Origin of the sequence: Endozoicomonas numazuensis, from assembly GCF_000722635.1 — a bacterium.
Lineage (GTDB): Bacteria > Pseudomonadota > Gammaproteobacteria > Pseudomonadales > Endozoicomonadaceae > Endozoicomonas_A > Endozoicomonas_A numazuensis.
Genome location: NZ_JOKH01000009.1, coordinates 1 through 12,139, shown reverse-complemented (window position 1 = coordinate 12,139; position 12,139 = coordinate 1). Strand labels below are relative to the sequence as shown.

Sequence of the window (12,139 nt, the reverse complement as noted above, 5' to 3'; positions counted from 1 at the left end):
TTTCGGAACTGACTACGGGACAAAAAAGTTCAAAGCTTGTTTATATTCACTTTTCAATTTATCAGGATTCAAAAGTGGTTTCTGTAGATATTCTAAACCCCGATGAAAAATACTTTCTGCTGGCCACCGTTTCTGACAAAAGCAACACGGAGTCTGTATAGAGAACTGGTTCTGAGCTTGATCAGCCCCAGAATGAATTGAGCAATAAATTCGCAAAGAGCCTTGTTCCAATTGAGATGAACACTAAGCTTGTTTTGGAGTGCTGTGGCAGGGTTCATTGGCATCAAAGAAAGTTTGTGTGAGGACTACTCTCTTAGCTTATGCTGCTGACCTTGCCAGCACTCTCCTCAAAAAAATGTCCTGTAGTCAGCTCAAGGCCAGAACTCCGGGTTTATAGCTTGTTCGTAACTCCAGGGACGCTCTTTAGGGAAGGTTGAAGGAGATAGTCCTGTTTCTTCCGCTGCATCTTCGACTGCTCTTTTGTAAGCAACAGGAAGCATAACTTCAATTTTGCATTTTAAGCTTGGAGAGTCCTGTAGAATTCGACGTGTCTGCTTTCGTTGTTCACGTATGGTGCGTTCCCAGCTGTGCCTTGTTTGTCTTTTTTCAGGCTGGTACTCCCATTTCAGTAAGTGCATGAAAAGTACTTCCAGCCGGGATTGCAAAGCTCTGTAATCGCTGCGGCCCATACTTTCTATTTCCTCAAGGATGTTTTCAAGATCCAGTTCTGCCAGGCGGCCTTCACGGATTAGCTCAGCCTGCCTCAGGGTCCAGCTGTAAAAGTCGGTATCATACAAGTCTCGCATAAGAAGCTACCTGCTCTATTCATATCCCACTGCTCTTAGTCTACCTTACCCGCTTCATATTTTACGAATCTGTGTTCTCCTTTGATTTTTTGTTGTCAGAGACTGAGAAAATAGTATTGATCATACTTCTGTGTTGTCAAAATGTTGGCTTTTTGGCCAGAATACCTATTTTGGCATCTGGCCTGAGTTTTTAATAAAATCAGTTGCTTACATGACATTTTTGAAAAAGAGAAGATTTTTTAAGGTTTCCGCTTTAGGTTTGCTTCGGAACAGTCTAAAACTGGAAATAATGGTTTTGGAGATATCTGAAGCCTGACCTCAATGATCAATAAGGAAGTTTGATTATGAAAAAATATTTCTCAACAATCGCTCTTACCAGTCTTTTAATGTTTTCTGCTGGCTCATTTGCCAACAGTAAAGGGGAAACTCCTGTAGTAAACGTCAACACGGCAACAGTCCAAGAACTCGATGACAAGCTTATAGGTGTAGGTAAGCGAACGGCAGAAGAAATAGTCAAACACCGAAAGGAACATGGACCTTTCAAAAATATGGATGATCTTGACCAGGTGAAGTTTATCGGTGAGGCCTTCATGAAAAAGAACGAATCAAGAATAATCTTCGAAGAATAGAGCAGTGTTACAGACAAACAAAAAAAGCCCGTCCAGCGAGACGGGCTTTTTTGTTTGTTGAGTACGCGTACTAAAACCGATAATCTGGTTCGGATAAAGAACTTGTGCAGGAGTACTCCCTTGACCTTTACCTGGATTGACTGGGTCATTGCAGCCATTGTTGTTGTTTCATCTCTAATCAGCCTGAAGCGTGGCTTTTTCAAAGAAGTGCTGTCACTTCTGACCTGGGTGGTGGCTATTTTTGTTGCCTGGACTTTCAATGGCAGTGTTGCTCACTTGCTGACTCAGTATGTAGAGACTCCTTCTGTACGAGTAATTTCTGCATCCCTTCTACTTTTTATTGCCACTTTGCTGGTAGGTGGGTTGGTGAATCGGATCTTTGCTGAATTGGTTGAAGCGACCGGCCTTACTGGGACAGACCGGATGCTGGGTATGATTTTTGGGGGGCTTAGAGGGTGTCTTCTCGTGGTTTTGGCGGTGGGAGTAATGACATTTGCACCATTAGAGAATGACGAAGCATGGCAAGATTCGGTATTATTGCCTCACTTTTTGCTGCTTGCTGACTGGTCCAAGCAAACGGTGGTTCAGTGGGTTGAGCCGGTCCTGCAAGCAGGTTGAATTTTTCTCTGAGGAGCGTCCCGGGAACAGGCAAACTTCCGGGGGAGGCTTTTCAGTGAACTCTTGAGAGAAAATGGGCTCTAAAGGTCGCTATGAGTTCAGAAAGTCAGTGTTTTCTGAGTTTCTGGGTTCTGTGTCAACGCTTCTGAGCCGCTGATCAAGCCTGAGGATGTTATACATGTGTGGAATTGTCGGTATTTCGGCGACAGTGAATGTTAACCAGCTGTTGTTCGATGCGCTGACCGTGCTTCAGCACAGGGGGCAGGACGCAGCCGGGATGGTGACCTTGGGTGGTGGTAATTTTTACCTGAGGAAAGATAATGGCTTGGTCCGAGATGTTTTCAGGACCCGGCATATGAAAAAGCTGGTAGGGCACATGGGTATTGCCCATGTTCGTTACCCGACAGCAGGGACTTCCAGCTCAGCTGAAGCTCAGCCATTTTATGTCAACTCTCCCTATGGTATTGCCCTTGCACACAATGGCAATCTGACCAATGCCGAGAGTATCAAGCAGGAGCTGTTTAAAACCGATCTTCGTCATATCAATACCCGTTCAGATTCAGAAATCCTTCTCAATGTTTTTGCCCATGAGCTGGTGCAATCAGGAAAGTTACAGCCAAAACCTGAAGACTTTTTCAAGGCGGTTCGCAGGGTTCATGAGCGTTGCGAAGGTGGTTATGCTGTGGTGGCCATGATCAATGGTCATGGCATTATTGGTTTCCGCGACCCCTATGGCATACGTCCTCTTATCTTTGGTAAACGCGAGAGCGAAAAGGGCACCGAATACATGATTGCTTCTGAGTCAGTGGCGTTGAGCGCTTCTGGTTTTGAAGTTATCCGTGACGTAGAGCCAGGCGAAGCAGTTTTCATTGACTCCGAGAATCAGTTACATACTTTCCAATGTGTTCAGGGTGTTAAGCACCCTTGTATGTTTGAATATGTTTATTTGGCACGTCCAGACTCGATAGTTGATGGTATTCCAGTCTATCAGGCGCATCAGAGAATGGGACAAATTCTGGCCAACAAGATTCTGAGAGAATGGCCAGAGCACGATATCGATGTGGTTATGCCGATTCCGGATACCAGTCGAACATCTGCACTAGAGATAGCAACAAGGTTAGGACTTCCATACAGAGAGGGGTTTGTTAAGAACCGGTACATCGGTCGTACCTTCATCATGCCGGGTCAAGAGGTGCGCGAAAAGTCTGTTCGCCAAAAACTGAGTGCCATTCATCAGGAGTTTGAAGGCAAGAATGTACTGTTGGTAGATGATTCTATTGTGAGGGGAACAACCTGTCAGCAGATCATTGAAATGGCCAGAGACAGTGGTGCCAAGAGCGTCTATTTCAGCTCGGCTGCACCAGCTATTCGTTACCCCAATGTTTATGGGATAGACATGCCAACGTCAGAAGAACTCATTGCTTATGGACTCACTGACAAAGAGATTGAGACAGAGATTGGTGCGGATCGACTTATTTTCCAGGATCTGGAAGATCTCAAAAAAATCGTTTCGTCCCTGAACCCTCAAATAACAGATTTCGATTGTTCTGTGTTTGATGGCAAGTATATTGCCGGGGGTATCGACAGTGAATATCTCAGGCGTCTTGCTGCCAGTAGAAACGAAGAAACGAGAGCCAACGAGCGCAGCGATTCCATTATGGATCTGCACAACGATGAAGAACTGGCTTAATACATTCTTCTCAGCCAGCTTCTTCTGAAGCTGGCTCATACGTGTGCCGAGCATGTCACACAGCTTGGGGGTGAAAGTCCCCTGTCCAGCCAGATGAGGGCGAAGGACTAGCGAAGCACAAGGTTTGTATCGTGAGGTGCAGGCTGAAGGCAGTGTGGAGCAAAACCGCGAGCCGACGAACAGAAATCAGATATGAGGCTGTCTGCGTGAGGACGAGTCAGCGTATGATGACGAAGTCCATACTCATCCGGACACTCAGGCAGTAGATCTGGCGGTTGTGCGGCGAAGGCGGTGTGACTTACCTCGGGAGGTCTGTGTGGTGTCTGATATTTCGGACTGAGGCTATCGTAAGGTGGTCTGATCGCCATACAGAAGTCAGCAGACGGCATAGTAGCTGGCGAATGTCAGTGAAGGCCTGAACGGTACAGAGTGGTGAATAGTTTCTGTTATTCGATACACCGGACGCAGACAAATCCAGCAAACACTGGAACTCATGCCAAGTGGTCACGGCGGAACCGGAGGCTGCGACGTTATGAGGGCTGAGGTTGTGTCGGCATCACAGGATTACGAAAGCCCGGCAAGCGATGCAAGCCTGATGGCACGCATCGCCCACCCCAATAATCTGAAGAAAGCCTTTCAGCGAGTAAAACGCAACAAAGGAGCGGCAGGCATTGACCGCATGACAGTGGAAGACCTGTTCACGTATTTACAAGGGCATGGTCGTCAACTGAGGCAGTGTTTGAGCAGAGGGTTGTGGAAACCCACTCCAGTAAGAAGAGTTCTGATTCCCAAGCCGGACGGAGGAGAGCGAAAGTTGGGTATACCAACAGCTCTTGATCGAATGGTGCAGCAGGCAATACAACAAGTATTGCAGGCAGAGTGGGAGCCAAGGTTCTCGGCTTACAGCTACGGATTTAGGCCCTATAGGTCTGCACATCAGGCTATCAGTCAGGCTCAGTTGTATATGAAGGATGGTTACAACTGGGTGGTGGATATTGATTTGTCGAAGTTTTTCGACCGGGTCAACCATGATCGACTGATGGCAAAGTTGGCAGAGCATATAGAGGACAAGGATGTATTGCGTTTGATTCGTCGATTCCTGAAGTCCGGAGTGATGGAAAACGGGCTGGTAAAACCGCAAGCGGAGGGTGTGCCACAGGGAGGTCCCCTGTCTCCTGTACTTTCAAACATAGTATTGGACGAACTTGACAGAACGCTCGAAAATCGAGGTCTGCGATTTGTTCGGTACGCTGACGACTGTCGTGTGTTTGTTAAAAGTAAGAAGGCAGGGGAAAGGGTGATGGCCAGTCTGGTCAAGCTGATCGAGGGTAAAATGAAACTGAAAGTCAATCACACAAAGAGCGCGGTTGATCGGGCATGGAAGCGCCCCTTTCTGGGGTACAGTTTTACCCGAGACGGCAGGAAAACCCTTGCGACAAAGAGTGGCAAGCGCTTCAAGGATAAAATCAGACAGCTAACCCGAAAGGGAGGTCGATCCCTTGAGCAGAGGCTGGAAGGACTCAACAGGTACTTGCAGGGATGGAAGAACTACTTCCGAGAAGTAGAAACCCACACAGAGTTTGAACACTTTGACTGTTGGATAAGAAGGCGGTTGCGAAGTCTGCTCTGGTATCAATGGAAGAGAAGCCCAAAGCGGTACAAGGAACTGCGAAAGCAGGGAATCAGTGACAAACTGACAAGGCAAACGGTAGCTTCAGGAAAAGGACATTGGCGAGTGAGCCGGAGTCCTGCGTTACACATGGCGCTACCCAATAGTTGGTTTGATAAGTTAGGTTTAATCAGATTGTTGGCCGCTTAACTGGCCGAAACGCCCAGTACGGACCCGTATGCTGGGTGTTGTGGGAGGAGCGTAGCCGTGAGGCTACGTCCTATCCCGATCTCAAGTCTTTCATCCGAACACCTACCTCAATATCACAAGCCAGTGTAGCCAGTTTTAAACTCAGTAGTGCCTGGTCTTTTTGTTTGATAACCTTTCCCGCCGCACCCTTGGCATCCTCTGCCAGTAAAAATACATTACTCATTGTCTGGTGTTCCAGAATTAAGGCAGTTGCTCCTTTGTCGCCTACACCCTGAACACCAGGAACATCTCCCACGCCTGCAATGGCCCAGAATTCGGTCAGCTTGTCAGCGCCAAAACCATAAAGGTTTTGTACGTTCTGTCCTTGATAATCAAGCTTCTGAAAATGATCTCGTAACTTGATGTGTGGTGAAGCCAGCAATTGTAGGAAAATACGATCTGTTGAAAGAATGGTGGTTCTCACCTCTGCTTTTGAGGCTTTTGAAGCTATTGCAGCAATGACATCATCTGCCTCAAGTCCTGATTTTCTGAAAGTTTTGACTCCCATCTTTTGGAAAGCTCGATTGAAGTCTCCCAGTCTTTTTCTTAGAGAGTCGGGCATGGGCTTGCGACCCTTTTTATAATCAGGAAAAAGCTCATGTCTCCAAGTAGGCGGGTTACCATCAAAAACAATCAGACAATGAGTTGGAGATGTTTCCTTAATGGCACGAATTAATGATGAGAGGGTGGCTGAAACAGCACCATCTACCTGGCTGTCTTCATCAGGTGCTCTTACCGCAGCATGAACTCTGCGAATCAGGTTAAGCGCATCAATTAACAGTAGATGAGGGGGCATTCCGTTTTTCCTGAGCAGCCACGAGCTATAAAAGTATTCAGATTTTGAAAGAAAAAGAATGACTTTGTCAGTCAATTTTCTGGGTACAAGACTACCATAAATCCGGCTTCTCTGATTTATGGTTCTTTCCTGCTCTTGCTATCGGTTTTATGGGTATTTTTACTGTCAACGATCGGTTTTTTTCGTTATCTTTGGCATCTTGTCAGCCATCTGGGGCTTGCTTGTCTGATAGTTTCCAAACTTATATTGGAAAGCTAAGGATTGGCAGATACCCAGAGCCTTTAAGCAGTAGGCTCGTAATCAGGATCAGAAATGAAAGACAACGACGTGAGTAACCACCAGGATCAATGGGCATTCGAAACCCAGGCTATCAGGACTGGCGTTATCCGCAGCGGTGAAAGAGAACACAGTGAAGCCATTTACCTGACTTCCAGTTTTACCTATGACAGTGCTGAGCAGGCTCAGGCAGTATTCGCGGGTGATGAAGAAGGTAATGTTTACTCACGGTACACCAACCCTTCAGTAAAAATGTTTGAAGATCGCATGGCTGCCCTTGAAGGGGGCGAGCTGGCTTGTGCGGCTTCTTCTGGTATGGCAGCGATTCTGGGTATGTGCATGGGGCTGCTGAAAGCAGGTGATCATGTCATTTGTTCACGCAGTGTTTTTGGTACTACAGTAACTGTTTTTGCCAAGTATCTGGATAAGTTTGGGGTTAAAACGACCTTTGTAGACTTTACAGATTATCAGCAGTGGCGAGATGCCATGCGCCCAGAAACACGCTTACTTTTTCTTGAAACGCCGTCCAACCCATTAGGAGAAGTAGTTGATCTGGAAATCATGGCTTCTATTGCCCATGAGAACGATGCGTTACTGATGGTGGATAACTGTTTTTGCACACCCGCTTTGCAGCAGCCTCTAAAGCTTGGTGCTGATATTGTCGTTCATTCTACGACCAAATTTATTGACGGTCAGGGTCGTTGCATGGGCGGTGTGGCTGTGGGACGTAAAGAGCTAATCAACGAGATGCACTTATGGCAGCGGGCTGCGGGTGCCTCCATGAGTCCATTTAATGCATGGAACTTCTATAAGGCTCTCGAAACTCTTAACCTGAGAATGGAAGCGCACTGTAGAAATGCCATGGCACTGGCCCAATGGTTGGAAGAGCATCCTTCTGTTGAAAAAGTGCATTACAGTGGTCTTGAATCTCATCCGGGTCATAGTCTGGCCAAGCGTCAGCAAAAAGCGTTTGGTGGTGTGCTCGCATTTGAAGTAAAAGGTGGTAGAGAGCAAGCCTGGAAAGTGATGGATGCTGTATCCTTTATTTCCAGAACAGCCAATCTGGGTGATACCCGAACGACTATTACTCACCCGGCAACGACTACCCACTGTCGCCTCTCTGATGAAGATAAGGCAAGAGCAGGTATTTCAGAAAATCTGATCAGGGTAGCTGTAGGTCTTGAAAATTTTGAAGATTTGAAAACAGATCTCGAAAAAGGATTGGCGCAGCTTTAAGCCAAGTCAGTCTGGAGCAGAAAAGGAATTCTGTTCTTTTGCGTCATTTGGCCGATAAAACAGCCTGGGAGCCTGACTGGGAATAGCGTCCGAGCTGTCTATTCTCGGTCAGCCTCCTAGAGCACAAGAAACATAGATCATCGTTGATGGTCATGTTTATTTCTATAAAAAGCCGGGTCATCAAGAATAAAAACGGAATCCCTACCAATGAATGAAGTCAATCAATGTATTCATGCTCTGAGCAAGATCATTCGTGGCAAAGATCAGGAGATCAGGCTTGCCGTTTGTTGCCTTCTAGCCAGAGGTCATTTGCTGATAGAAGACTTGCCCGGCATGGGTAAAACAACGTTGGTTCATGCTTTGGCCCAAGTATTGGGCTTAGGCCATCAGCGTGTTCAGTTCACCAGTGATTTGTTGCCTGCCGATATCACTGGTGTCACCGTGTTTGACAAGAATACTTCCACCTTTGTTTTTCAGTCCGGACCGGTGTTTTCCCAACTCTTACTGGCTGATGAAATCAACCGGGCTTCACCCAGAACTCAAAGCGCTTTACTTGAAGCCATGGAAGAGCGTCAGGTTTCAGTGAATGGCCAGCGGCAACCTCTACCAGATCCATTTTTCGTTGTTGCGACTCAAAACCCGGTTTATCAGGAGGGAACATTCCCTTTACCTGAGTCTCAGCTTGATCGCTTTCTGATGCAGCTGGAGCTGGGTTATCCTGATCCAGAGTCAGAAAAAGCTATTTTAAAAGGTGAGGCTGGGCGTGTAGAGCTGGGTAATCTGTCTACGTTTCTGATTGCTGAGCAATTAATCAAATTGCAGAATGAAGTCATTCAGGTGCATGTTGGAGACATGTTGCTGGACTACGTGATGAGATTGATTACTAAGACAAGAGAAGCAGAGTATTTCAAAGTAGGGTTGTCTCCGCGAGCGGGTTTGGCTTTGATGAGTGCTGCAAAGGCCTGGGCCTGGATGGAAGGCCGGGATTACGTCATTCCCGAGGATGTTCAGGCTGTTTTTGTAGCCGTGGTGGGTCATAGATTGCAGGTAAAAGAGCAGGGCAAGTCTGTCAGAGAACTGCTGACTACCACTCAAGTCATGGGGTAATGGCGTGTCAGATGGATCGTTTGGGTCAGCTCCACCCATTAATAATAATGCTATTAAGCGAATGCTCAAACTAGAAATTAAACGGCGTTATCTAAAATGGCTTGATCGTCGTATTCCTCCAGCATCGCATATTACTCTGGATCAAAAGCAGATATTTATTCTTCCTACTAAGGGAGGGTATATCTGGCTTGCAGTGGTCGCACTTATTTTTATTCTTGCAGCTAACTACGCTAATAGCCTGGCTTTCGGGTTGTCCTTTTTTATGATCAGCCTGTTTATGTTGTCGATTCTTCATACTTGGAGGAATCTTGCAGGCATTACATTGGTTTCCAAGTCTGCTGAATCACGTCATGCAGGAGAGCTAATACCGATTAAATTGCTTTTGCAATCGAGTGGTAGAAGCAGGCACGCTGTAAAATTAGGCTGGCCTGACAATGAGCAAGTAGCTTATTCATTTATAAAGAATCAGGACAGTACGCTGCTGGTTCAAGCCAACGTCAGAGGTTGGTTTCAGCCGGGCAGGATGAGGGTAGAAAGTGTTTACCCTCTAGGGTTTTGCAGGGCATGGAGTTGGGTACAGTTTGATAGTCAGGCTTTGATTTACCCAAAGCCTGACTTTTCTCATCCTTTACCGAGCTCAAGAGGAGCTGGGGATGAAACCGGGGTTCAAACCCAGTCAGGACAAGATGATTTTGCGGGCTTCCGGCGGTACAAAACGTCTGATCTTTCGGGTCATGTTGACTGGAAAGGTTATGCAAGAACCAATGAGTTGAATACAAAGCTGTTTGAAGAGCCCATAGGGAGTCAAATAAAGCTCTCATTACAGCTTGCTCCAGGGGGAGGGCTGGAGGAAAAATTATCTGTTTTGACTGGGTGGTGTCTGCAATGTGAGTCCACCAACAAGCCATACTGTTTGTCGCTTCCTGATAAAGAGGTAGCAGCTAATATTGGGCGACAACATTTAAAAGAGTGCCTTGAAGCTTTGGCCTTATTTTCCTACGGCAAGAAGGAATCTGGAGGCACCCATGTTAGCTAGTGCACTGGTTAGCAGAGCGTCAACGCTTTGGTTAATTGCAGCACTCTTGTTGGTGTTATTACCAGTCTGGAAACAGGTACCTGCGATTATCATTCTGTTAGGGTGCTTTTCAGCGGGGTGGCGAATTGCGATTTTGCTGGGTAGAGGTCATTGGTTGCCTTTATGGTTACGGTTTGGACTGATCTTGATAGCTCTTGGTTCGGTAGGTCTCAGCTTTAAACCATTGATCTCTCTGGAATCCTCGGTTTCTATTCTGGCGGCAGGGTATGCTCTGAAACTGCTGGAAATGAGAAGCCAGAGAGACGCTCTGGTAGTGGTCTATATTGGCTATTTTCTGGTGGCTACCGCAGTTCTGTTTTCCCAGACATTATTGCAAGCCGGCTATCTGATGTTCTGTCTTCTTATATTAATTGCAGCTCAGCAGGGTTTGTTTCGTTCTTCTGGCTCTACTCCCGTTACTTCCAGTTTCAAGTTTGCAGGGGCTTTGGCATTACAGGCTGTTCCCTTAACTATTCTCTTGTTTGTCCTGGTACCTCGTATGGGGCCACTCTGGTCTGTACCTCTGCCAGATAGCAGCGCCAGAACCGGCTTAACTGATGCTATGACACCCGGGGATATAGCCAGGCTCAGTCGTTCAGATGAACTGGTATTCCGCGCTCGATTCTCAGGTGATGTGCCGTTGGCTAATCAAAGATACTGGCGGGCAGTGGTGCTGGATCAATTCGACGGTAAGACCTGGAAGCAATCCGATCAGTCATTTTCCGAAGCGGGTCTACCTCGAACGAACTGGATCAGCCAGCAGCCTGAAAAGTCTGGCTGGTGGGTGAATCGTGAGAGCAGGTATCAATATGAAGTAATGATGGAGCCGACAGGAAGGCCCTGGCTGTATACCCTGGGTGCTGCCGGTGCTGTGACTGAAAACAGTTTTTTCTTCAGGACTATGAGACTGGAAGCTGATCAGCCCGTTGATAGTCGATTGTTATATTCTATGGATGGGGTGGTTCCACAACCACGATCGATATCTATGCCAGACTGGCTTACCGAGTTGAATACTCAGATTCCCGATGTGGGTAATGATCGTAGCCGGCAATACGCTTTAAAAGTGTTCAATCAGTCGGGGCAGGATCCGGTGAAAATGGCAGGCCAATTGCTATCATTTTTTCGTCAGAATAACTTCTATTACACTTTATCTCCTCCTCTATACGATGACATTTCTTCGGTTGATCAGTTTTTGTTTGAAGGTCAGAAAGGGTTCTGTGCTCACTATGCGGGAGCATTCGTCTATCTCATGAGATCAGCAGGTGTGCCTGCGCGAGTAATCGGTGGATATCAGGGAGGGGAGTTTAAGGAAGATGGCAACCTTATTCAGGTGAGGCAGTTTGATGCCCATGCCTGGGCAGAAATCTGGGTGGCAGGGCAGGGATGGCTTCGGTTTGATCCCACAGCTGCCGTTTCTCCCCAGAGAGTTGAATCAGGGCTGGAAGCTGCAATAGGCGGTTCCGAAACTTTTTTACCTGACAGTCCGTTATCTCTTTATCGCTACCGAGAACTAGGCATTCTCAATAAAGTCAGGCTTGCTTTCGAAAAGGCAGAATATCAGTGGCAGAGATCGGTGGTAAATTTCAAGAAAGATGAGCAGGAAACCTTTCTTCGAGATCTCCTGGGTGACAAAGACTTTTACTGGCGGCAGGCTGTTGTCCTGACTTTTGGTGTGAGTTTGACGCTTCTCATATTGTCATTAACTCTGCTCTATCGTCGCCAAAGGTTATCTCCTTTGCAAAAAATATATAGCCGTTTCCTTAAAAAAATGGCTCGAAGAGGCTTTGTCCCTGAAGTAGGAGAGGCGGAGTTAAGCTTTGCTCGTCGTATATCGAAATGGGATGACTCGATCGCAGAACCTGTTATGGCTTTTTGCCAGACCTATATTAAGGCGGCTTATAAGGAAAGTGATATTGAGATAGCAGAGCTTAAACGGCTTCTGGCGGGTTTCTAGGAGGCTGACCGAGAATAGCGTCCGAGCATAAAATTCAGTAGAACGAGTCAGCTTTTTCACTGAATTTGTGCGAATAGTTGACCTATTTAAGCAA

Annotated in this window: 10 protein-coding genes; 8 read left to right on the top strand and 2 right to left on the bottom strand. The window is 46.7% G+C overall.

What is annotated here, in order from left to right:
- Positions 1-371: 371 nt before the first annotated feature.
- Positions 372-806, bottom strand: a complete 435-nt coding sequence (locus GZ78_RS24195; RefSeq protein WP_034842182.1) for a DUF29 domain-containing protein — start codon at positions 804-806, stop codon at positions 372-374.
- A 344-nt stretch (positions 807-1,150) separates the two neighbouring features.
- On the opposite strand from GZ78_RS24195, the gene GZ78_RS24190 reads away from it, so the two are divergent.
- The 4 genes from GZ78_RS24190 (at position 1,151) to ltrA (ending at position 5,562) form a co-directional block, all read left to right on the top strand.
- Positions 1,151-1,435: a ComEA family DNA-binding protein gene (locus GZ78_RS24190; RefSeq protein ID WP_034842181.1), complete on the top strand. Its 285-nt coding sequence runs from the start codon at positions 1,151-1,153 to the stop codon at positions 1,433-1,435.
- Positions 1,436-1,555: 120 nt separating this feature from the next.
- The gene (locus tag GZ78_RS24185; protein WP_034842178.1) at positions 1,556-2,053 is read left to right on the top strand and encodes a CvpA family protein; all 498 of its coding nucleotides are present in this window, start codon (positions 1,556-1,558) and stop codon (positions 2,051-2,053) included.
- A gap of 178 nt (positions 2,054-2,231) precedes the next feature.
- The gene (gene purF / locus GZ78_RS24180) at positions 2,232-3,743 is read left to right on the top strand and encodes an amidophosphoribosyltransferase (protein ID WP_034842176.1); all 1,512 of its coding nucleotides are present in this window, start codon (positions 2,232-2,234) and stop codon (positions 3,741-3,743) included.
- Between the two features lie 493 nt (positions 3,744-4,236).
- Positions 4,237-5,562 (top strand): group II intron reverse transcriptase/maturase, encoded by a 1,326-nt coding sequence (gene ltrA, locus GZ78_RS24175; RefSeq protein WP_201772790.1) that lies wholly within the window; start codon positions 4,237-4,239, stop codon positions 5,560-5,562.
- Between the two features lie 70 nt (positions 5,563-5,632).
- On the opposite strand, the gene GZ78_RS24170 is transcribed toward ltrA, so the two are convergent.
- Complete coding sequence (locus GZ78_RS24170; RefSeq protein ID WP_034842173.1) at positions 5,633-6,397, bottom strand: 5'-3' exonuclease H3TH domain-containing protein; 765 nt, start codon at positions 6,395-6,397, stop codon at positions 5,633-5,635.
- Between the two features lie 312 nt (positions 6,398-6,709).
- Between GZ78_RS24170 and GZ78_RS24165 the strand changes: the two genes are divergently transcribed.
- The 4 genes from GZ78_RS24165 (at position 6,710) to GZ78_RS24150 (ending at position 12,045) form a co-directional block, all read left to right on the top strand.
- On the top strand, positions 6,710-7,909 hold the full coding sequence (locus GZ78_RS24165) for an O-succinylhomoserine sulfhydrylase (RefSeq protein ID WP_051786508.1): 1,200 nt from the start codon (positions 6,710-6,712) through the stop codon (positions 7,907-7,909).
- 207 nt (positions 7,910-8,116) lie between these two features.
- On the top strand, positions 8,117-9,016 hold the full coding sequence (locus tag GZ78_RS24160; protein ID WP_034842171.1) for an AAA family ATPase: 900 nt from the start codon (positions 8,117-8,119) through the stop codon (positions 9,014-9,016).
- Between the two features lie 4 nt (positions 9,017-9,020).
- The gene (locus GZ78_RS24155; RefSeq protein WP_236631679.1) at positions 9,021-10,052 is read left to right on the top strand and encodes a DUF58 domain-containing protein; all 1,032 of its coding nucleotides are present in this window, start codon (positions 9,021-9,023) and stop codon (positions 10,050-10,052) included.
- Complete coding sequence (locus GZ78_RS24150; RefSeq protein WP_051786507.1) at positions 10,042-12,045, top strand: transglutaminase TgpA family protein; 2,004 nt, start codon at positions 10,042-10,044, stop codon at positions 12,043-12,045. The genes GZ78_RS24155 and GZ78_RS24150 overlap by 11 nt, the downstream gene beginning before the upstream one ends.
- The last annotated feature ends 94 nt before the right edge of the window (positions 12,046-12,139 follow it).